At 36.7% G+C, this 22556-nt stretch carries 22 protein-coding genes; 7 read left to right on the forward strand and 15 right to left on the reverse strand.

Going from position 1 to position 22556, the window contains the following annotated elements:
- Window positions 1–2: 2 nt before the first annotated feature.
- From BUB77_RS17470 to BUB77_RS17485, 4 genes are all read right to left on the reverse strand, one after another.
- Window positions 3–887 (reverse strand): carbohydrate ABC transporter permease, encoded by an 885-nt coding sequence (locus BUB77_RS17470; protein WP_073278176.1) that lies wholly within the window; start codon window positions 885–887, stop codon window positions 3–5.
- A gap of 24 nt (window positions 888–911) precedes the next feature.
- Window positions 912–1874, reverse strand: a complete 963-nt coding sequence (locus BUB77_RS17475; protein ID WP_242962537.1) for an ABC transporter permease — start codon at window positions 1872–1874, stop codon at window positions 912–914.
- A gap of 195 nt (window positions 1875–2069) precedes the next feature.
- The gene (locus tag BUB77_RS17480; RefSeq protein ID WP_073278136.1) at window positions 2070–3830 is read right to left on the reverse strand and encodes a sensor histidine kinase; all 1761 of its coding nucleotides are present in this window, start codon (window positions 3828–3830) and stop codon (window positions 2070–2072) included.
- The gene (locus tag BUB77_RS17485) at window positions 3817–5409 is read right to left on the reverse strand and encodes a response regulator transcription factor (protein WP_073278137.1); all 1593 of its coding nucleotides are present in this window, start codon (window positions 5407–5409) and stop codon (window positions 3817–3819) included. The genes BUB77_RS17480 and BUB77_RS17485 overlap by 14 nt, the downstream gene beginning before the upstream one ends.
- Window positions 5410–5836: 427 nt before the next feature.
- Between BUB77_RS17485 and BUB77_RS17490 the strand changes: the two genes are divergently transcribed.
- Window positions 5837–6193, forward strand: a complete 357-nt coding sequence (locus tag BUB77_RS17490; protein WP_073278138.1) for a hypothetical protein — start codon at window positions 5837–5839, stop codon at window positions 6191–6193.
- Between the two features lie 113 nt (window positions 6194–6306).
- On the opposite strand, the gene BUB77_RS17495 is transcribed toward BUB77_RS17490, so the two are convergent.
- The 4 genes from BUB77_RS17495 to BUB77_RS17510 form a co-directional block, all read right to left on the reverse strand.
- Window positions 6307–7248 carry an NmrA family NAD(P)-binding protein gene (locus BUB77_RS17495; RefSeq protein ID WP_073278139.1) on the reverse strand — a complete coding sequence of 314 codons (942 nt, stop codon included), beginning with the start codon at window positions 7246–7248 and terminating at the stop codon, window positions 6307–6309.
- Between the two features lie 60 nt (window positions 7249–7308).
- Window positions 7309–9246: an oxidoreductase gene (locus BUB77_RS17500; RefSeq protein WP_073278140.1), complete on the reverse strand. Its 1938-nt coding sequence runs from the start codon at window positions 9244–9246 to the stop codon at window positions 7309–7311.
- Between the two features lie 194 nt (window positions 9247–9440).
- A complete protein-coding gene (locus BUB77_RS17505; protein WP_073278141.1) occupies window positions 9441–10652 on the reverse strand; it encodes an MFS transporter in 1212 nt (403 codons plus the stop codon).
- A 250-nt stretch (window positions 10653–10902) separates the two neighbouring features.
- Complete coding sequence (locus BUB77_RS17510) at window positions 10903–11784, reverse strand: LysR family transcriptional regulator (RefSeq protein ID WP_073278142.1); 882 nt, start codon at window positions 11782–11784, stop codon at window positions 10903–10905.
- A 300-nt stretch (window positions 11785–12084) separates the two neighbouring features.
- On the opposite strand from BUB77_RS17510, the gene BUB77_RS17515 reads away from it, so the two are divergent.
- Both BUB77_RS17515 and BUB77_RS17520 read left to right on the forward strand, forming a co-directional pair.
- On the forward strand, window positions 12085–13038 hold the full coding sequence (locus tag BUB77_RS17515; protein ID WP_073278143.1) for a helix-turn-helix transcriptional regulator: 954 nt from the start codon (window positions 12085–12087) through the stop codon (window positions 13036–13038).
- A gap of 74 nt (window positions 13039–13112) precedes the next feature.
- The gene (locus BUB77_RS17520) at window positions 13113–13442 is read left to right on the forward strand and encodes an NAD(P)H-dependent oxidoreductase (RefSeq protein ID WP_084124382.1); all 330 of its coding nucleotides are present in this window, start codon (window positions 13113–13115) and stop codon (window positions 13440–13442) included.
- A 127-nt stretch (window positions 13443–13569) separates the two neighbouring features.
- Here the strand turns inward: BUB77_RS17520 and BUB77_RS17525 are convergent, their stop codons facing one another.
- Together BUB77_RS17525 and BUB77_RS17530 are read right to left on the reverse strand one after the other, a co-directional pair.
- Window positions 13570–14310 (reverse strand): DNA/RNA nuclease SfsA, encoded by a 741-nt coding sequence (locus BUB77_RS17525; protein WP_073278145.1) that lies wholly within the window; start codon window positions 14308–14310, stop codon window positions 13570–13572.
- 65 nt (window positions 14311–14375) lie between these two features.
- Window positions 14376–15014 (reverse strand): oxygen-binding di-iron domain-containing protein, encoded by a 639-nt coding sequence (locus tag BUB77_RS17530; protein WP_073278146.1) that lies wholly within the window; start codon window positions 15012–15014, stop codon window positions 14376–14378.
- A gap of 312 nt (window positions 15015–15326) precedes the next feature.
- Here BUB77_RS17530 and BUB77_RS17535 point away from each other — a divergent pair, with 312 nt between their 5' ends.
- Window positions 15327–15671, forward strand: coding sequence for a PadR family transcriptional regulator (locus tag BUB77_RS17535; RefSeq protein ID WP_334293046.1), 345 nt, complete (start codon window positions 15327–15329; stop codon window positions 15669–15671).
- The gene (locus BUB77_RS17540) at window positions 15668–16351 is read left to right on the forward strand and encodes a DUF1129 domain-containing protein (RefSeq protein ID WP_073278148.1); all 684 of its coding nucleotides are present in this window, start codon (window positions 15668–15670) and stop codon (window positions 16349–16351) included. Before BUB77_RS17535 ends, BUB77_RS17540 begins: the two co-directional genes overlap by 4 nt.
- 166 nt (window positions 16352–16517) lie before the next feature.
- On the opposite strand, the gene BUB77_RS17545 is transcribed toward BUB77_RS17540, so the two are convergent.
- Window positions 16518–17153, reverse strand: coding sequence for a GNAT family N-acetyltransferase (locus BUB77_RS17545; RefSeq protein WP_073278149.1), 636 nt, complete (start codon window positions 17151–17153; stop codon window positions 16518–16520).
- Between the two features lie 143 nt (window positions 17154–17296).
- Here BUB77_RS17545 and BUB77_RS17550 point away from each other — a divergent pair, with 143 nt between their 5' ends.
- Together BUB77_RS17550 and BUB77_RS17555 are read left to right on the forward strand one after the other, a co-directional pair.
- Window positions 17297–17839 carry a TetR/AcrR family transcriptional regulator gene (locus BUB77_RS17550; protein WP_073278150.1) on the forward strand — a complete coding sequence of 181 codons (543 nt, stop codon included), beginning with the start codon at window positions 17297–17299 and terminating at the stop codon, window positions 17837–17839.
- Between the two features lie 260 nt (window positions 17840–18099).
- Window positions 18100–18645 carry a GNAT family N-acetyltransferase gene (locus BUB77_RS17555; RefSeq protein WP_073278151.1) on the forward strand — a complete coding sequence of 182 codons (546 nt, stop codon included), beginning with the start codon at window positions 18100–18102 and terminating at the stop codon, window positions 18643–18645.
- A gap of 409 nt (window positions 18646–19054) precedes the next feature.
- Here BUB77_RS17555 and BUB77_RS17560 read toward each other — a convergent pair whose 3' ends face one another.
- The 4 genes from BUB77_RS17560 to BUB77_RS17575 all read right to left on the reverse strand — a co-directional run bounded on the left by BUB77_RS17560 (window position 19055) and on the right by BUB77_RS17575 (window position 22417).
- Window positions 19055–19402, reverse strand: coding sequence for a CGGC domain-containing protein (locus tag BUB77_RS17560; protein WP_073278152.1), 348 nt, complete (start codon window positions 19400–19402; stop codon window positions 19055–19057).
- Between the two features lie 62 nt (window positions 19403–19464).
- A complete protein-coding gene (locus BUB77_RS17565) occupies window positions 19465–20235 on the reverse strand; it encodes an ABC transporter ATP-binding protein (RefSeq protein ID WP_073278153.1) in 771 nt (256 codons plus the stop codon).
- Window positions 20232–21299, reverse strand: a complete 1068-nt coding sequence (locus tag BUB77_RS17570; RefSeq protein ID WP_073278154.1) for a FecCD family ABC transporter permease — start codon at window positions 21297–21299, stop codon at window positions 20232–20234. The genes BUB77_RS17565 and BUB77_RS17570 overlap by 4 nt, the downstream gene beginning before the upstream one ends.
- Window positions 21300–21301: 2 nt before the next feature.
- Window positions 21302–22417 carry an ABC transporter substrate-binding protein gene (locus tag BUB77_RS17575; RefSeq protein ID WP_073278155.1) on the reverse strand — a complete coding sequence of 372 codons (1116 nt, stop codon included), beginning with the start codon at window positions 22415–22417 and terminating at the stop codon, window positions 21302–21304.
- Window positions 22418–22556: the final 139 nt, after the last annotated feature.

A 22556-nucleotide genomic window follows, 5' to 3' on the forward strand; every position in this document is an offset into this window, starting at 1 on the left:
TATCAGCCTTTTATTGATCCCATTGTCATTCCTTTTGTAAAATACTTTTGGAAAAATGGGAAGAATATGAGCATTGGTCCTGTTGCAACCACCACCATCGCCATTCTTAGTGTCTCACTGGGCATACTGGTCATTGAACCAGTCATTGACGGAGCAGTGGTCATCATCTTTAAGACAGATTGAATTTTCAGCATCATGCTTTGAAGCAGATATTGTAGCGGATATAAATCCGGATTTCTTATATAAAGCATTGCACTATACCATTCATTCCATTTTCCGAGTGCTGTTAAAAACGCCACTGTAGCGAGCACGGGTTTTGACAGGCTTAGCGCAATCCGGAAGAAAATGCGGTATTCATTTGCACCATCAATCTTAGCTGCCTCAAATAAACCGTCAGGTAACTGCTTAAAGAAAGTTCTTACCATAATGATATAGAAAACATTCGTAATTCCAGGAAGAATTAACGCCCAAAGGCTATCGGTCAGATGCAGATACTGGGAGTTGATAATGTAGCTTGGTACTAAGCCTCCGCTAAATAATGTTGGAAAAAAGATTATAAAGGTCATTGCTTTCTTTAACTTAAATTGCGGTCTGGAAAGCGCATAGGCCATCATAGCCGTAAACAACACCGTTAAGAAAGTACCTGCAACGGTAATGAATAGAGTTACTAAATACGCATTTCCAATAACGGACGGATTTTTAAATATGTACATATATGCTGTCCAGTCAATCGTTCTCGGTAAGACTGAATAGCCATTAATAATCAAATCTTTCTCATTGGACAGGGAGGCAGATATGACAATAATAAACGGGATAATACATATAGCCGCAAAGAGGATAAAGAATGCATGTATCCACAGGCTGGTTTTTTCTTTTTTTACTTCCATATGTTTGCTCAAATTATTCACCTCCTAGAATAAAGCATTTTCAGGTTCAACTTTTGTTACAATGAAATTTGATGTTAACAGCACCACAAAGCAAACCAAAGATTGGAAAAGCCCCACTGCACTTGACATACCTATGTTGCCCTGGTTCATCAAGGCTCTGTAGACATAGGTGTCTATCACATCAGTGGTTGAGTATAACGCCCCTTGGTTACGTGTTACATTGTAGAATAAACCAAAATCCGCTCTGAAAATTCCACCGATTGCTAAAAGTGTCATAATTGTTATTATTGGTACTAACTGCGGTAGGGATACATGAAAAACTCTCCGGAGTTTATTGGCACCATCCATCTGTGCCGCTTCAAAAAGTTCGGTGTCAACACCCATCAGTGCTGCGTAATAAATGATACTTCCGATTCCTACTCCATGCCATACATTAGATATTAGTAATATCAAAGGCCAATACTGCGGTTGTGTATACCATTGAATGCCTTCACCACCCAAACCTATAATAATTTTGTTTAACAGACCGCCTTGGGGAGCAAGTAAGGAATATACCATATATCCTACAACTACCCAGGAGAGGAAGCTGGGTATAATGGATGCCGTCTGGTAAATCTTAACATATTTTGCTTTCTTTACTTCAAACATAATAAGTGCAAAAATCACTCCGGCAACAGTACTGATTACAATAAACAGCAGGTTAAGCCCTAAGGTGTTTCTTGTAACCCTCCATGCGTCCTGGGATTCAAAGAAGAACTGAAAATTCTTATATATGGGATCAACCCAGGGACTGCCGATAATTCCTTTCGGCACCTTAAAATCCTTAAAAGCCAAAATAATACCAAACATTGGCCAATATGCGAAAATACCCAGCAAAATAATTGTAGGCAACGTCAACGTAGCCAGTTGAAAATTGTCTATCAACATATTCATTTTAATTCTTTTCTTTTGCTTTGTACCTGGCTTTGCATTCACCTGCTTCTCCAAAACACTACCTCCTCTTATGCAAATATCATATCTGTTGTTTATATTCTACATGGAAATTTCATAAATTATAATGTAACAATTTTGATATTTAATGAAACAGTTTTGACCAGTTACTCAATAATTATAAATTCTTGGGATAAATAAAGCGGTTTCCGAAGAAACCGCTGAAATGTTATAACTGGTCATATTTGATTTTTACTTTATTACAGGAAATTTCATTATAACTTCTGTTTTTATATTTTGAATACTTTCAATTTTCAATCCATATTCTTCACCGAAATAAAGCTTCAACCTCTGATTAACATTAATAAGCCCTATATGGCGGCTTTCCTTAATTACCTCACTTTTCATAGACTGATTCAAGCCATAGACTTCACTTGGGGAGATACCAAGACCATTATCTTTAACGGTAATTTCCACATCCCCTGCAATGATCCTTCCGCTGACAGTAATCATCCCTTTATTCGTAAGGGGTTTAATTCCGTGGTAGATGGCATTTTCAATAATCGGCTGTAAGACAATTTTAATGGTCTTGCAATCAAGTAATTCCTCCGGCATATCCCATACAATGTTAAACTTGTCCTCATAGCGTTTCTTTTGGATTTCAATGTACAGCTTTGAGTGTTCAAGTTCATCTCGCAGCGGAATAATTGTGTCGGTATTTTCTAATGCCATTCTTAACATACTAGACAGCGCACCTGCCATATTGGAAATATCATTTTCTCCGCCAAATAATCCAATTGCCATCCAATTAATCGTTTCTAACGTGTTATTAAAGAAGTGGGGATTTATCTGTGATTGAAGTGCAACAGACTGGGCTTTCTTTAAAAGCCGAACTCTTTCGGTAAGTTCTTCCTCAATATTTCTATTCTTGTTAATCGTTTTTTTAATTGAGTTCACAATATACTTTAATTCATTCTGCTCGTTTAAAATATCATCGTCACCAAACAGTGCTGCCTTATTTTCCTCGATTGTTGACATAATTGTTTTAATCGGATTAAATATTCTTACAGATATGACGAAGCACAATATAACTATAATTATTGTCATTACTAAAACAAATAGAAACATAAAGTTCCTAATACCTATAAGCTTGCTGCGGTAAACCTCAAAATCAAAATAGGTAATAACTTTTATACCTGTATCTTTTGACGTTTTAAGTGATATACTTGTTTCTTTATCAAAATATCCTTCGTTTTTAAGCAGCCTTTTATAATTCGGTATGATTTCTACTGATTTTCCTATCTCATCCTGATTTCTTGAATATAATATTTGCTCATTATCTATTATATAAAAGTGGTCATTTCCACCTGCTAACATTTTCCCCAATTCGGTAAGGTTCAGATTCATAACTGCAACACCACTATTGAGGGAGCCTAAGTATATGTTATTATAAACAGAAAGCTGTTTCACTTTAACACCCTTTTTCACCATATCCGTTAATGCGAACCATTGACTTGCTTTTATATTATCATGGTTAATGTATTCTTCAATACAGGCCTTATCTGTAAAGTTATCATAGTTCACTATTCCTGACATGGTAACGACCTTGCCGCTTCTTGGCGAATAGAGATAAACACTGTTGACATAATCCTTGCCAATGACGGGAAACTTAATTAAGTCCGTAAGGAAACTGCTATTTGACCAAATAACAGAATCATTCCCTGATGTATACATAAACAGCTGAGTTGTAGAATTAAAGCCTATAATGGCAAGCTGAGAACCGGCTTCCTTTATGATTCTGTCCACATCACCTGAAAGCTTAGTAATATACTCTTCATTATAGGCTTTAATTTCATTTTTTTGGATATTCCCATAGGCATAAAATAAAATGGTTATAATGCCGATTATCGGTATTATAATCAACGGTATAAGTGAAACCAGGTTTTTAAAAAAAATACTATTGAACCTATAGTTTTTAATATATTTATGAAATAACTGCTTATACTTCATCATCTGCTTCACCCCCAATATTCAAAACCTTGCTGCGGTATTCGCTTGGGTTCATTCCTGTTTGATTGCGAAACAACTTTGAAAAATAACGAGATGTTTTGTAGCTTAAATACTCACTTACCTGATAGGTCTTGTACTTAGGATCACGAAGAAGCTCTATCGCCTTATCAATTTTCATTCTGGTAACATATTGTGAAAAGTTTTCGCCTGTTTGTTTTTTAAAAAGCCTGCTCAGATGTGCCGTACTGATGTAAAGCTGGTTGGCTGTTTCTTCCTGGGAAATATCTTGTGTGATATTGTCTTGTATATACTGCCTCGCCTTATTAATCAGGCTGCCTGTGTCAAATTCATTGGTTTTGGAGCCAGCGAGCTTGATTTTATCGAAAATCCTGTCACAATACATTCTTGTCTCATCACCATTATTCAGTGCAATGATACCGCTGTAATTCAGATAGGGCTGGATTGCGTTCCATAGTTCTATGTTTACACTTTTTATCACTTCATTAATGGTAGAAAATATATCCACAATAAAATTATTCCGATAAATTATATCGGAGTTTTTCAATTCATCTAAAATGTTATGGAAAATTTTTTGGGCAGTGGAAATATTTCCAATGCTGATATTGGATATAATGAGCTTCTTTTGTTCCTGGAGATGGAGAATTCCTGATTTAACACGTAAATGACTGCTCAGTATCGTTTCACGATACTCTATAACTTCAAAAATACTGCCAAATATCTTCTTTATCTCAAATTTTGCCTGAAAATTAAAGGTTGTTGTTAATTCATATACAAACTGCTCGAATTCCTCCCCGCAAATCTTCCCGGCGTTGTCATTTGAATAGGAGACATCCGATAATATACCGAATATTTCAAATAACTCTTCTGATTTATATACTATATGAAAAAATATTTTGCTATTGTAGATATTCATAAAATTGGTTACATTGATTTCAAATTGATCAAAATTATATTTCCAGGTAGAGTCCATAAAATTCGCATAATCTGTTATAATTATATCTGCCAGAATACAACAGCTGCACTCCAAGTTTATCTGCGGATATAAAATAGACATACGGTTTGTAATTAATTCTTTATTGTCAACAACGCCTAAAATAAGATCACTGAAAAAGCGCTCTTTTAGTATAGGCAGTGCTTCCTCTAAACGGGCTTTTTCCGCTTGTTCTGTTTCATTTTGTTTTGACTTTTCATCAAGGTTTTTCTTGATTTTCTCAAAAGCTTCTTTCAGATTTTTTACATTAGTAGGCTTTAATAAATAGTCCTCTACTCCGTATTTCATCCCTTGCAGGGCTAATTCAAATTCTTTATGCCCGCTAATAAACACGACTTTTGTATAAATAGAATTATCATATACATACTTTGCAACATCGATGCCGGAGAGATGGAGCATTTTAATGTCCGTTAGAATCACATCAGCAGTCATGTATTCAAGGTACTCAACAATCTCCTGACCGTCTGAAAGCACTCCTGCAATTTCAAAGCCTAATTCACTCCAATTGATTATCTTTGATAACCCATCGCGTATGATTTTCTCGTCATCTGCTATGACTAACTTGTACATTTTCCTATCCCCCATTATAATGCTATTTTACTGCAAACTCCAACAAATTCATATGTAACGATTTTGATATTTACTGTTACAAATCTATCTCTTTCGTTTAAAGATGGTTATTACTTAATCAAGCCAGCTATTCTTGACATTAATTATACACTATAGTTAGCTGTCAAGAAACGGATAATTATGTATTTTGCCTGAAAATATATGTATTTCATTAGTCTTATGGCAGCATTCTGAAATTTATTGCTTAATGCTGCCTTAATCCGCCCCGCAGAGCAATGGTACACTAAGATTTCCTTAAAAGGCTGTCTCAAAAAAATAATATTGACTTCTCCACTTTTTTTATTATATAATCAATCTGCCAAATTTTGTAAACCATAAATACAGGTACGGAATCTAAAATCTTTAAAATATGAAAGGAGACTAAAAAATGTTAAAAAACAACTATTTGAAAATCTTAAGCTTCTCTTTAATTCTTATACTTATGCTTTCATGCCCTGGTGTAAGCGCTTTCGCATCGGCACAAGATACCCCTGATGCTTACAAAGCAGTAACTGTTGACGTTAAAGTACCATTTAGTTGTTACGCTGGACAAGAAACTATGGTAGTTAATCTTATAATAAGCTCTCGTCCAACTTACTCTTACGATGACGGCCAGTATAAGGGAACACTAAAAATAAATAGCTATAATTGGACTACGAACTCTGAGCCTGGTCATCAGGTACCCGGTCCCTGCTACTTAACACTTGATATACAATATTTTGGAATCGCTACCCGTTATCAATAAGTAGACTAACTTCCGTTTCCAGTACCTGTATTTAGGCTTTCTTTAACAACAATATATACCAATATGCAGAAATAACAAAACCCACTAACCATTCAGATTAGCGGGTTTGTAAATTAAACATCCAGTGAATGACGTTCTCCAATTTGGAAATCATCGAAATGTTCAAACATATATTTTACAGTCTTTGGCTTCTTTCCGGTTAGCTTATTGAAGTCATCCGTAAATTCGGCCATTTTATTAAGTCTGATTGCCTGTGCAAAAGTAACCATACCTTCTGATGAGAATGGAGCTTCGGAACCTTTCAGAAACTCACCCTCCGTTGTTCTTGGAACTCCCATTGCATCAAAGATCGCATAATTTTCTTCATCCGTTACTTCTTCATAACGGACATTATTTCCTGTTACTTCATTACCGATGGAAACAAATTCCGATATGGTCATAAGTTCCGGTCCATTGATATTCAGAACAGCCTCATGGTAATTCTTTGATGCCAGAGCATATGCAACTGCCATTGCACAGTCCTTACGGGAAATATAGGCCATCTTTCCGTCTCCCTGGCTGTTCTTCATAACGCCATCAATTTTTACGAAAGTAAAATAATTTGTCACCATCGCTTCCGCATATTGTGAATTACGAAGGAAAATGTAATCAAGTCCCTGTTCTTCAACATATTTTTCAGTATAAGCGTGGTCAATTTTTTCGATGCTTGGGTTCATCTCGTCCGCTGCATTGACAAGAGAAGTATATATAATCTGTTTTACCCCTGCTTTTTTTGCAGCATCTATTACATTTTTGTGAGCAGCCTGTCTTTTTTTACCTACAAATGGCATTGAAATCAATGCTAACTTATCGGCACCTTCAAATGCCTTTACAAGACCTTCTGTAACATTAAAATTAGTAACTCTTGTTTCTACTCCCAGATTTTCATACTCTTTTAACGCATCCTGGTTATAACCACAGAAAATCAATTGATCCTTGCCTGCTATCTCCAGCAAATATTTAGCTGCCTGACCTCCTAAGTTACCATCAACACCTGTTAATAATAATTTTCCCATATTCTTTGCACCTTTCCTTTTCTTACTATTATTATGTTAAATTAATTTTTATTTCATGCACTATATCATATATCCTGCTTCATGCCCTGTATGAACTGCATTATATAATGTGCCCTGTCTTGTATTGCAATCGCCGATAGCGGCCACATCTACTGCGGCATCCTGATACGCACCAACCAATTCGTCATTTGCCCGAACGCCAAAGGAAACTACCATACTGTCACAAGCTATGTTTACTTTTTCACCTGCTTCATTTTCAAATACGGCACCATTCTCATCCGTCTTTAACATTTTCAGACCGCCAAGCATTTTTACACCGGCGTCTTTTAACATATTAATAATGGCAATCTGATTAAATGTTGCTCCTCCCGATCCGAACCGATCTGTTGAAATCATGTCAACTAGAGTAACAGATTTACCCTGTCTGCTTTGCGCAAGAGCTGCTTCACAGCCGGTTAGCCCTGCACCAATAATTAATACTTCATGACCGGTCTGTGCTATGCCATTTTCTACATCACCCACCCAAAAACTACGTTCATCCTCATGAACAAAGGCCGGTATAATTGGCGCTGCTCCTATTGATACCAGAACTGTGTCGTAGCCTTCTGCTTTTATCATTTCAGGTGCAGCTTCGACTCCCAATTTGATTTCAATTCCATCCATCGACTGTACTGCACGGATTGACCATTCACAGTAGCTTTTAATATCTTTTTTGAATTCAGCTGCACCTGCCATATTCAGGACGCCTCCCAGGCAATCACTTTTTTCGTAAATGACTACTTGATGTCCTCGTGAGGCTGCAACTCTTGCAGCTTCTAACCCTGCTGCACCGCCGCCGATAATGGCTACTCTTTTTTGTTTTTTGGGTTCTTTAATGGGCTGATACAAGGTTTCCATACCCATTTCAGCATTTACAGTACATCGTACTGGTGCAAGCTGGTAATGTGTTTTATGAATGCAGTTATTACATCGAATACATGGGCGTGTCTTCTCAGGCTCTCCATATTTTGCATTTTTCACCATATAGGGATCTGCCATTAGCCCTCTTGCCATAGAAACCATATCAATTTTCCCGGCCTTAATCGCTTCATCTGCTTGTTCTAAAGTGACAGAGCCAACTACAGTTACCGGGATATTTACTGCTGCCTTGATTTTTGCCGCATCTTCAAGATTAATACCATGATCAAAATAAATCGGCTGATTAATATAGGGTGCTAACTTTTGAATCGAGTGCATCCCTCTTGAAACATGAAGTAAATCAATTTTGTCTGAAATAGACTGTGCAAATTCAATGACTTCCTCTAAAGTTGGTGAGCCTTCAATCATATCATTTGCATTGATTCGATACTCGATTGCCATCTTATTTCCAATTTTTGCACGAATAGCCTCCAGTAATTCATTTGTAAAACGAGCTCTGTTTTCCATAGACTGTGTGCCATACTCATCTGTTCTTTCATTGATTAGCTTTGATAAAAAACATCCTGGTAACTGTCCATGTGCACCATGGATCACTAAGCTGTCAAATCCACAGCGCATTGCTCTTTCAGCCGCATTGGCAAAATCTTCGATATAATCCTTTATTTGTTGCTTTGTAAGATACGTTGGGTCGATTTCAACAACAGGTTTTGCTGCATTTTTGTCACGATTTTCAAAGCCGCCTGCTTCTAAGTTTATCGCAAATAATTCCATTCCTATTTTACAGTTATACATATGAGTCATATCACATAACATAGATAACTCATTCACGACAGATTCTTCGCCCATCCTCAGCAAATGTGTAATAAATGCCGGTAAATCTCTGTTTACCGTACCACATCCAATATTAATACAGGCACATCCACCTGAAACGATTTCCCTGACCCATTCGATGAGCGCTTGATTTACCTGGCCATCCGCTGTTGCAAAGCTTGGCCATACAGGCGTAAATGAAACTCTGTTCTTTAATTTCATTGGTCCTATCTGAATGGGCGCCAACACATGTTTATAATCAGTTTTCATACTATCTCCTTTTTGTTTGGTGTCATAAGTTAATCTCAGCTTTCACTTATGTATATTGGGGGTATAAAAATGCAACGAAGTCACTTTCCTGGAGCTGCGTGTATTTTTAACCACAAGTATACAGTCAATGAACATGAACATGGCATTAACTTATGACACTTGAATTATTCATTAATTCGTTGATTACGCTTCTTTTATTCCTTGTTTCCGGTTTCTGGAATCAAAATCCCAATAACTAAGGCAATTATCCAACCCGCTCCCACTAAATAAAAATACCGGGTGAAGTCTACCGTCTTGCCTACGGTCGCTAAAGGTAAAATAATATAGGTTGGTAACAAAACACTGCCTAACAGCTCAATTGTTGATGCAAATCCCATTCCTGTTCCTACAAACCTAGGACCGACTTCTTTAAATTTTATTGGCATTGATAAGAAAAATGGCATTAATGATGCAGCACAGAAACCAAATACAAAAAAGCAGAGATACGCGATTACTCCGGTCAAATGCCAGCCAAATGCATATCCTATTGCGCAAATTATTGTGAATGCAATTATAAATGGCTTTACTTTTCCAACTCTTGCTGCAATCATAGGCATTACGATGGCTCCGGTCAAGTTTCCAAGACTAACGATAGAGGCTAAAACACCTGCACCTGCTGCATCCATTCCTTTTGCTATAAGTGCTGAAGGAATCCAGATATTAAAGGCAACCTGGCATCCCAGAATAAAAAATAGACCAATTGCACATAGCCACATATTTTTACTTGCAAAAACTGCTTTTATAGTCTCTGCAAAGCTTGGGGACTCCATAAAAGCAGCCTGTCCGTTTTCTTTATTTTCACGGCCAAGAATAATCCAAAGCAGTAAGACAATGGCACACGAAATCCCCGATAGCCAGAAAGCGTTGTTCATCGATCCAATTAATGCAGTTGTAGATTGTGCAAAAAACTGCCCAACAGTGGATGCCGCTAAAAAGATTCCCATTGCGATGGAAATCATCGTTGGTTTCATCCACTGACTAAAAATCTTACCGCAGGTAACGTTGATTGCTACCGCACCAAAGCCGGTTAAAAACATGGTCGCATAAAAGGTACTATTTGTTCCTGCAAAAATATGGCCAAGACCGCCAATGCATGAAATAATCATTCCGATTGCTACAATGAGCTTAATACTAATTTTATCAGCCAAAATTCCAACAAGGATGCTTAAAGCAATTGCTGGTACCAATGGTGCGGTTACAAGAGAGGAGAACTGCACCTCTGTTAAACCAAGCTTTGGAATTAATTCTCCAGCCACCATAGTTAATTGATATTGTGTCATTTGATAAGTAAACGCACCTAAAGCAAAGATGGCAAGAATAATCCACCCATAATTAATCTTTTGTTTTTGTTCCATCGTATCGTCCATACCTTTCCATGCCCTGCATCTTCTTCAAGGGGAATATAGTGTACACCGATCAATTGCACACACTCATTTTAAATATTTGTATATCCGAGTTCGAACTTCGTTTATATTTTAACAATATCAAAAGATTGATTTGCTGTCCAACAATTAAAACCAATTAAGTAACAACAAAATGCAATAACGGGGCTGTTGCAAAATGAAGCTCTGCGGAGTATAACTTCATTTTAGAACAGCCCCGTTATAAAACTTATAATCAATTTATTAGTTCCTCTTTTATTGTATCAATTAGCTTTGATAAGGATGGATTGTTCGTATTCTTTTTCCAATACGCCTTTACTTCAAATGGAACTTCTTCTACATTCTGATCTATGAAAACTATTTTATTTGGATTAACAAAATTTTCGATTTCTGGTAAAAACGTAATCCCTACGTTAGTGCTTACCAGCATTACAGCATCATCCATATTCTCTAACAGAAAAGAGCGGTTAAATTCCAACCCCGGATTTCCTTCATCATGATGACTTTCATATACCTCTTGCTGTTCCACATTTTTATAATAAGAAATAATCGTTTCGCCTATAATGTCTTCTGGCGTTATCAATGACTTTGAAGCAAGGGGATGCTTTGTATTCACACACAATTTGGGTAATTGCTCATAAATTTTTAATTGGTTCAATTCAATAGAATCCAAATAAAAGCAAAAGCCTAAATCAATGGTATTATTCAGGATATTATTTTTCATATCTTCATAACTGCATTGAACAATACTAATCTGTGTCCTTGGGTATTTACTATGAAAATGAGCAATTACATTACTCATAACGTCCCGGTCTAACATACTAAAAAAGCCAAGTTTGATTACACCGTCAACACCTTGCGCGTACGCCTGTGTTTTCAGAATTGCATTATCATATAATCTTACCAATCGTTTCGCTTCTAAAAGAAATGTTTCACCAGCGATTGTCAGTTTTACTTCTTTTCTATCCCGGTCAAATAATCTGACACTCATCATTTCTTCTAAAGTAGCTATCTGCTGACTAACAGCAGTCTGGGATAGATACAATACTTTCGCTGCTTTCGAAAAGCTTTTAAGTCTGGCTACCTCTATAAAACACCGAATTCTTTTTAATTCCATGATAGCTCCTATACTTTTATTTCTTTATAAACTCCATAAGTTATGGTTAGTTTCTGTAATTTTCATGCTTCGTGTTCTCACTTCATAAGTTTATCACTGTGTTAAGAAAAGGACAATTATTTTTTAGTGGCTTAGTATGGAAATTAATATACAAATTTTCACACTAAGAATGTGCCTGCGAAATCCTCGGCCAAATCCTGTGGCGTGTTGAGAAGTCCCCTCACTGATAAAACATGACATCAATGTTGACATCCTCCTGTCATCATTCTATAATTTAATAAAAAGTTTGAGGTGAACATTTTGAAAATTGATAGATTACTATCTATTGTTATGTTATTGCTTGAACGAAGAAAAATAAATGCTCCCGAGCTTGCGGAAATGTTTGAGGTAAAGCTTCGAACAATTTATAGAGATATCGATACCATAAATCAAGCAGGGATTCCAATTATAACTTATCGTGGAGCAAATGGTGGCTTTGGCATACCGGATACCTACAAGATTGAAAAGAAACTATTTACTATTTCTGATATTACAGCCTTATTAATAGGACTTGGAAGTATCCATTCCACCATGTCCAGTGAAGAACTCCTGAATACCCTGGCAAAAGTAAAAGGATTGATTCCAGCTGAACAAATGAAGGATATCGAATTAAAATCGAATCAAATTATCATTGACAATACTCCCTGGCTTGGAAATGAAGTTCTTAGATTGCGTGTTGATGCAATCAAAACCGCAATAAATGAAAATAGATTCATTTCTTTCAATTACTTTGACAGACTGGGAAACAAGACTCAAAGAAAAATAGAGCCTTATCGGTTGGTGATGAAAAATTCATACTGGTATATACAGGGCTATTGTACTACCAGAAATGATTTTCGTATTTTTTCATTACTTAATATTTCATCCCTTAAGTTGCTCAACGAGAAATTTCATCCAAGGGATATTGATTTTGAGTCGTTGGATATCTACTTCAGGACAAACAGGAAAAACATCACAGTTAAGCTGCTTGTGGACGAATCACTGCATGATTATATGGTAGGATACTGCGGTGAAAAAAACGTTACTGCCAGTGAAAATAATAAGTTCATTGCCTATTATCCATTTGTAGAAGATGATTATATGTACAAAATGCTTCTTCAATTTGGCGACAAATGTGAATGTCTGGAGCCTGAAAATGTTCGTTTAGAACTTATTAGCAGAATAAAAAAGGCGCTCAATCTCTATGAAAATAATATAGCCGATCAATGTGTATAGGATTAACCCCCTCGCTAAAAGTTGTTTTCACATAAAAGATTTTATAATCTTGACATAATACAAAATCAGATTGTATTGTTATCGCTGCTCCATATTGGGATTTAGCTTTTCCGGCAATGCTAAAGAATTACATTGAAGCAACCAGTGTGGTCGGCATTACCTATCGTTATAGCGAGAATGGAAGACCTGTAGGAATGTGCAAGGCGGATAAAGTATACTACGTGACAACCTGCGGTGGATACATCCGAGACCTGAACCTCGGTTATGATACAGTGAAGGCATTAGCTGCACTGTTTGGCATTAAAAGCAGTCAGTGTATCGCAGCAGAAGGTCTTGACGCCAGGCCAAATGAAGTAGAAGCAATTATGGAGGAAGCCATTAAGGATTTGCCGAACAAAATATAGCTTTTAAATCAGGGAGGATATCAATACTCTGAGTCTTAATCAACGTCCCTGTTCTGAACCTGCAAAGAGCAGCTATCTACATATCAGATAGCTGCTCTTTGCAGGCTTAGAATATATAATTACCTATTTAGTGTATTGAGGGAAAATATCTCATCATTTCAACCTTTTGGGGTGTAATCCTAAAGTTTACCTGCCATATTTCGACCCCTTTGCTTGTGCTTTTTTGGACTTGCTCTCCAACATAATTACTATTTGTGCTTCTTACACCTACTGCAAATCCAGGGTTGTCATAGATAAAACAGAGAAGCATGATAGCACGTTTGTTATCATTAAGACTGTTTGCCAGCTCGTTGATATGTTTAACAAAGCGGTCTGTGGAGCTGAAAGGTGCTGCCTTTGTAGTCTTTATGTGAGAACCGCATTCCACTTGCAGACTGACAAGAGGCGTCTTCACTTCAAGATAAGTATCACCAATCCGAAAGTCCAATTTAGAGATGCCAAGTTTTTGCTCCCGCATTACTTCTTGTTCTCCCTCTCCAACCATTTTAGAAAATCCACCGTTCTTTAGAAAATGTTCTACATATCGGTTTGCAGCATTTTGGTTAATACCTATCCAATTTTTCTCCGGCTGGGACCGCAGATCAAGAGAAATCGCTTCCACCGTATAGGCTGTTTTCCTTGCCGGATCTTTACTTCTTGACAGCAAACAAGGTATATCCTCAAATACAATATTCCCAATACGGCCGGTGGTCGGGCAATGGCAGTCATGAATAGTTCCGTCATGCTCAACCTCCATGATAAAGCGGTTTCTTCTTTTCAGAATCACTCCCTCCAACAAGGGTTCTTCAAATACAAAATCGTTATTCATAGACTTCTTTCCTCCTAACAAAAGCGGCAGAAAAAATCTGCCGTTTTTGTTACTGTTCCATCTGCTTACACTATTTTGATGCATGGCCCATGTCCGGAAGCGACGAATACAGGACTAAGCGTTTTCAAATCAGCTATCAGCTTCTTCTGCATATCCGGGGAGGGAAGAGACTCTGCACCACTGGTACCTACCGTACTCTCCCAACTATTTTCTACAACCTGTCCATGGTTTTCTCCCATACCAAACATCAAATCACTGCTAAAGAAAATTCCTCTCTTCTTTTCCATGAATAGAAGCCCTTCCCACATATGCATCTCTGAGGGGTAGCTAATGATTTCAAAATCAAACTCATTACCGGTGAAGGAGTCGCCTGGTTTTTTAATTTCAACATTACGTGCAATTCCAAAGCCCCAAAGTTGCCGTGCCGTGACTTCCGAACAAACAGCGATGGCGTTTGGATACTCCTTCAAGACCAGTGACAGGCCGCCACACTCGTCCGACTCAAAGTGTGAAATGAGAATGTATTTGAGCGGACGGTCACCCAGCAGCTCCTTGAGCTTAGGCAAGGTAGCCTGTGCCTGTGGTACAGCACCAGTCTGAATAAGGATGGGCTCGTCCGCCAAAAGCAGGTATTGGTGCATAGAAAGTTTAATCGGCTCCAGAACATCAGTAAACTGATAAAGATTAGGATAGATCTGTGTCATTTTTATAATCTCCTTTTTTTACTTTTATTTGTTTGCTTCCTATTTGATTATACTACCACAATGTGAACACCATTATGTCATTATTATGTTGCTTAAAAGGAAAAATCTTTGATGTAAAATTGATGTTTTGATGCCTTCAAATTTTCTGCCTACCCGCTGGTGCCAGACCCACGGACATATATTGGGCAATTTCACGTTCTCTTTGACGCAGGGACCCAAGCGTATTGGAATTGGATCAACAATTTATTGACATACAATGTACCTTGCAGTACAATATAGCTACAGTAGCTTGTTGTGCAAGATACCAAGGAGGTGAAGTGTTTGGCTGACAGGTCACAGTTTCTTCGCGGGACATTAGAAGGCTGCATCCTAAAGATAATAGAACAAAATGAAACCTATGGCTATGAGATTGCAGAGCAGCTTCAAAAGTATGGTTTTTCTGAAATTAGTGAAGGCACTATTTATCCGTTACTTTTAAGGCTTGAAAAAAACGGAATGATTGATTCGGTAAAAAAAGAATCGGCATACGGACCAAAGAGAAAATATTATTATATGACAGAAACAGGGAAAAAAGAGCTTCAGGAATTTTATACCATATGGTGTGAAATCCAAAATGGTATCAATCAAATTTTTAAAGATGGAGGGGAAGAAAAATGACAAACATAAAGTCAATAAGAGATGAAAATAGCCAGCTTAGCCAAAATTTAAACAAAGAAAATCAGGAAATTTATACTGATCTTGTATGCTATCTGAGAGTAAGCAATTTGAGCGATATGGAGCAGGAAGAAATTATTAGTGATCTATTGAGAATGTTCTTTGACTGGGAAAAGCAAGGCAAAGCAGTAAATGAAATGATTGGAGAAGATTATAAGCAATTTGCTGATGATATCATTGCCGCTGTCAATCCCCAAAAATCCATACTGAAAAAGAGTAAAGAATATTTTATAATTATTTTTAATGCATTATGTTATTTGTTAACAATAGACTTTGCTTTTTTATATTTGCCCAAAATAGTGAAGGGGGATTTATCTTTCGTTTACAATTATAGCCTGAGTATGGCTGTACGAGGTATTCTGCTTTTCGTTGCAGCGACTTGTATAGTAACATACATCGGGAAAAACAGTTTTTCCCTGTCATACATTTCCAAACCTGCCCGTTTTTTAATTGGTTGCGGTGCAGCAGGTTTTATAGTTATCTCAGTATTTATTACAAGAATATTCAACGATGAAATTCTTGTATCCATTAATATCAGTTATATTATCGCAATTGTTGCAGTGTTTTGGTTATACAAAGGTATCCAAAGAATTGCGATTCAAAAGAATTCCCGTACAAAATGAGACATTGAACCGCGCAGGTCACATTATTTATTAACTACGGTGAATAAGTTAACCGGACAGCAGATTTTAATTTATTAACCAGACAGCAGACTAAATTTACTTGATGCAATTGGTTTATATAAATAACAGTGCATCAAGTAAAATTATTTTATAAATTTAGAATATTTTACATATGATAACCAATTTCCATACGATAACTCCAATTGCCAAGCTCTTTTCCCTTTCTGCGAAGTATCATTTCATGAAATTCTTCAAAGCCATTCTTTTTGTAGAATAACCGGTTCTGTTCTGAATTGGTAATAAGTGTAAGCAGCCCACCGTCTCTTTTTTGTATATAGGGTATAATACAATCTGTAATTATTTTGCTCCCCAAACCCTGTCCCTGACAGGATTTTGACACCGCAAGTGAATTCAAATACCATATGCGTCCGGGTAGATTATGACATATGGAACTTGCCTTATCTAACATTTCTAGTAATCCAAAGGTATTGAAAAGACCACCGGCAAACAATAATTTTATACCGCCTGATAAAACATAATCAATCAAGCTAATATCCGGTATATCCGGAGTTTTCAATTGTGCTACAGATACAATTTTATTATCCTGAATACCTATCAGCGTAATATGTTTTTTAAAAAATGCTTTGGTACTTACCTCTTGAATTGCGTACATAAACTGATTTTGTCTCTCTTTTCTGCTGGGACTGTACATTTCAAAAAAAGCATAATCGTGAAAGGACTCAGCCAGTAATACTGCAACCTCTGCAAGATCTTCTTTTTCTGCTTCTCTATAAATAACCATTTAAAAACCTCCCTATACACTTATTGACTATTGAACACATGTAAATTATACTTACTGATAACCTTGGCTTCAATCGGCAATCACAGTGATAGTGTTCATATATGAACACTTATTATTAAAGTGTACACGGAAAGGATGATATTATGGATGACAGACGATCTGTAAAAACAAAACGAGCTATTCGCGAAGCATTTTTAGAACTATTAAAGCACAAAAGTATTAACCGGATTAGTATCGTCGAAATATCAAATCGTGCTGATTTAGGACGCGGTACATTTTATTTGCATTATAAAGATGTTTACGACTTAATGGAGCATCTTGAAAATGAATTAATAAGTAATCTTGAAAAATTATATGATGCTTCTTTTCCCTTTGATAATTCCATGAATATGTTAAAACTCACGGATACGATAACTGAATATCTGGAATCTAATCGAGAGACTTTTCTTTTGCTTTCCCGTACAGAGAACGGAAGCAGGATACTGGAAAAGCTAAGGCAGTTTTTTATTAGAAAATTGCTTTCAGATAATGGAGATGCCGTAACGGAAACAGATACGGTGGAAGCTGTCTTTATTGTTTCGGGTGTCCTTGGTGTTTTGGAGACATGGTTGAGAGATGACATAAAAACGTCGCACAAATCCATATCCGAATTACTGCATCATGAACTGATGAAGTTTGATAATTGAAATATAAGGAACGAGTTTTGATATAGTATAAAAAGAGCAACAAACCACTCATTTGGATAGCATCGTGAAAAGAAAGAAATGTGTTTTTTTCAGAATCACCAGGCCCCTTATTTTATCACATCATGGGGCTCAATAATAGGCTTTGTCAACACATCGAAGTTGGCCCGAAGTGCAAACGAAAATTGTGAAGTTGTGGAAAATACTGTATAATAGCAATTATAGATTAAGTGCGTATTATTCATATAGAAAGGAGTGGGAAAATGAAATTAAGGATGGAAAATGTTACGTTAGCAAATAAAAACAAACAAATAGTAAAAGAAATCTATAATTCTTCTTTTCACAAGGAAGATCGAATGCCCTTTATATTGATGCTTATAATGGCGTACTTGAAAAGTACCCGTTTTATTTCGTTCCAGGATGAAGATACGGTATGTGGCTTTGTTTACATGGCTACAATTAAAAAAATAACCTTTGTAATGTTCTTAGCAGTTGATGAAAACTTAAGGTCAAAGGGATACGGCAGTCATATTTTAGATAAAATCCAATCGTTATATCCAGATAATAAAATTATTATCACCATTGAAAGATGCGATGAAGATACAGAAAACATGGAAGAAAGATTAAAACGTAAAAAATTCTATACAAATAACGGATATATTCCAACAGGATACATAGTAAAACTTGGAAAACAGAAACAAGAAATCATACTAAAGAACGGAGAGTTTGATAAACGAGAATTCACCTTATTCTTTTTGAGATATAGCAATTTTACTATGATGCCCAAAGTATGGAAGATAGGCTCTTAAAGGGGCAAGGCATAGTGACTGATACCTTTTTAGTTGCTCTGCTTCTCATAATGGCACTATGGAGATTATGGGCATAATGGAGAACCCTATGTAAACTCAGCGGCAATGGGTCATATACTTCTTTGAAGTATATGACCCATTCTGACACTTTCCGCATTCATTTACCACTTTACGGCATATTCATAACACCTTTTACAAAGTACTTTTGCTAAAAGATATATACATAGGATGGGGGCTGTGGATATTACTACTACCGCATATTTAATTGTTTCATTACGAGTGTCCCTGAAAGTATAGGTTGCATTCAAACCGTTATGATAATTTAAATTTAGTTTATATTTTAATATGATTTATCACATAATATTGATTTTGTATTTCTTAACTTAATTAATAAACATAGAATTATTTTTTACACGTGAGTCCTGTTTTTTATCTGAATCCCTTTTAGCTCTATCATTTCAACAATTTCTTCTATTCTTTCACAAAAGCCTCCATCTGCATTTTCACAGCAGACACCAACATGAACCACATCTATCCCTTCTGATTGCAACCTTTTTACTTTTTCGATCATGCCCTTATCTTCTTTCGGAGAAGCACAATTTTGCTTTTTACATCCATTACAGGTAAAATATGCTGCAAGTACATCGTCCTTTGCATATTCTGTAAAACTTCCTTTCTTTAGATTAAAAGCATCTAGACATCCACATCCGGCACATACTTTAGTAGCCTCTAAGCAATGTAATATACCTATTTTCATTCCCATTTTTTCTTGTGTGATTAATTCAGAACGATTAATCCTACGTCTCCTTTTAGCCTGACTTATTTTAGCTGGTCTCCTGTAAATAATATATGAAGTTTCCCATTCCTATCCTGTACTATTTGGGATTCAACCTGATAGACTTCAAAAATTCTCTCTGGGGTTAATATCTTTTGTGTTTCACCCTGTGCGATTACTCTTCCTGCTTTCATTATATATAGGTAATCACAGTACATGGCGGCAATATTTAAATCATGCATCGCTGCAAATATGGTGATATCCTGTTTTTTTAAGATTCTCATTAATTGCAGCTGATATGTAATATCCAAATGATTGGTTGGCTCATCAAGTATGAGTGTCCTCGCGTCTTGAGCTAATGCCCTTGCCAAGAGTACCCTTTGTTGTTCCCCGCCGGATAATGTTGCAAATTCTCTTTCCGAAAATTCCAGCATATTTACACTCTCCAACGCTTTTTCAACAATTTGATAATCTTTTAAAGTATCTCTTTCCAGCAATCTTTTGTGAGGGGCTCTTCCCATCATTACAATATCTTTTACTTTAAAATCAAACTGGTAAGAATTGTGCTGTGCCATAACTGAGATATACTTTGATGATTCTTTTACGCTATAACTATTTAGAAGCTTATCTTCCAGCCATATGGTCCCTATCTGAGGTTTAAGTACACGGTAAATGCATTTTAGTAAAGTTGATTTCCCACATCCATTTGGACCGATTATTCCGGTAAAGCTTTTCCTTTGTAACTGAATTTCCACACTATCCAATACATTTTGATGTCCATAGGAATAGGTTAAGCCTTCTACCTTTATACTCATGTTTTCTTCCCTCCAAACCCATATGACTTACGTAACATAAGTATTACAAAGCAAGGCGCACCTATTAAAGAAATCAGTATACCGATTGGTAATTCGGAATGTTTTAGTATGACCCGGCTTGCTACATCTGCCCATACCAGAAATATACTCCCAACCAGTGCACTGGTTGGTATTAATTTCTTATGATCAGTTCCAGTGACCATACGAACTGCATGAGGGATAATTAATCCCACAAATCCAATTATACCAGAAGAAAAAACGGCAAAACCCACCATAACAGATACCAATATAAGGTAAAGTATTCTTGCAGTTCTTAGATCTGTTCCCAAAGTAATTGCCGTATCTTCCCCTAATAGCATTAAATTGAGATTCCTGGATTGTGTCCAGAAAAATAAGGCTCCTAAAATCATAATTGGCAATACCACCTTGACAATGCCCCACTTGGCACCTGCTAAACTGCCCATGGTCCAGAAGGTAACTTCTGCCGTAGCATTTCGATCATTTGCAATATATAGCACAAAATTGGAAAAGGCAGAACAAATGGAGCCAACTGCCATTCCCGCTAATATCAGTTTTCCTGTCTTTGCTTTTCCTCCGATGTTAGATAAGCTTATAACCAGGAAGGAAGAACCAAGAGCGCCCAAAAAAGCCATAACTCCTGTAAAATCATTACCAAAAAGACTTCCTATTCCCAGCATAATCGCCAGTGTTGCTCCAAAAGAAGCTCCCGAGGAAATGCCTAATACATAGGGATCAGCCAAAGGATTTTTTACAACTGCCTGCATAACGTCTCCACAGACAGATAGTCCAATTCCAATGGCGATTGCAAGTAGTACCCTGGGAAAACGGATCAACCATACAACATCATGAATTGCACCTGACGAGAATGCCTTGTATTGCTCTAAATGAAATAATTTGTAAAATAAAACCCCATAGACCTGACTAACTGTAATTTCTGCATTTCCAAAGGTAATTGCAGCTAGCACCGAAAGTATGAGCACTATGAGCAATCCCAGATAACATAGGCCCCAAAATAAGTTTCCTGTCTTTTTTCCTGTTTTCATACTTATTTTATTTCAATATTGGGATATAATCCCTGAGCCAAAGTCACAATACCATCTTTCGTTCGAGTCGTACTTGCATACATTTCACTTAACATAATTGGCACCAATCTGCCATTTTGTACGGCACTTAAACTTGCCAGGGACTCATCCTTAAGAAATACATCTAATTTTTCCTGTTTTAATTTTTCTGCATCGTCTCCTTCATAAGGCATATATACAACAAAAATTACATCCGGATTTAAAGCTATAATATCTTCTTTCCCTAAATCACTGCCGTCTTCTTTGGCTAATTTACCACCCAAAGCAGTAACCATATCACCGCCTAAACTGCTTGACCCATAATTTGTAAAAGTAGAGTCATAGGACTCTAATATTAGCACGGATGGTTTTTTCTCCTGTTTTGATGCTGCTTCTTTTACCGCTTCAACGGTATCCTTCATATCCTTTACAATGGACTCCGCTTTATCCTGTACATCAAAAATCACACCCAGATTTAAAATATCCTTATACTCATTTTCCAGTGTTCTGTCATAAGAAACCTCTCCGGTAGCTGGTCTTGTATTACTGTTAATATAAGTATTCGTGCCTTTTTCAATCCAAGTCGATGCCTCTCCCAAGGTCTTTTCTTTGAAAAGGGAACCCCATGATAAAATCATATCCGGTTCCAGCATTGTTACTGTTTCTAATGAAGGAGTAAATTCATCCAAATAGTTTGTTTTTGAAAATGCGGCTTTTAAGGAATCCGGTACTTCATTATCTAATCCAGCCGTTGCAACTATGCGTTTTTCAAGACCTAATGCCAATAGGGTCTCAATACTTCCCTGATACACGGCCAGTACTTTTTCAGGTGCCTTCTTATATGTAGTTACTAATTCTTTTCCATCACTTCCATATGTAGTTATCGTCACAGGATACTCTGTTCTTTTTTCCTTTGCTGCACCTTCTTCACTGCTTGAATCCGCTTGGTCTTTTACAGTATTATCCACATTATCTTCGATAATTTTTTCTGCATCTTTTCTGCCAGTATCTTCATTCGTTCCCTTTGAGCCACAGCCTGTCAGCGTGAATAAAAGCACGACAGCCAATAATAAAGTGGCAATTCTTCTCTTGTTTTTCATGATAAATCTTTTCTCCTAGTTTTATTATTGAATGAACAACACCGTTTCCTAAAACAAAGAAAAAAGTGTCTGTATACACAGGCACCACAAAAAAGACTATTCAGTAATTTTCTTTACCTTTAGTCTTCTAGATGGTTGC

Source organism: Anaerocolumna jejuensis DSM 15929, assembly GCF_900142215.1.
Taxonomy (GTDB): domain Bacteria; phylum Bacillota; class Clostridia; order Lachnospirales; family Lachnospiraceae; genus Anaerocolumna; species Anaerocolumna jejuensis.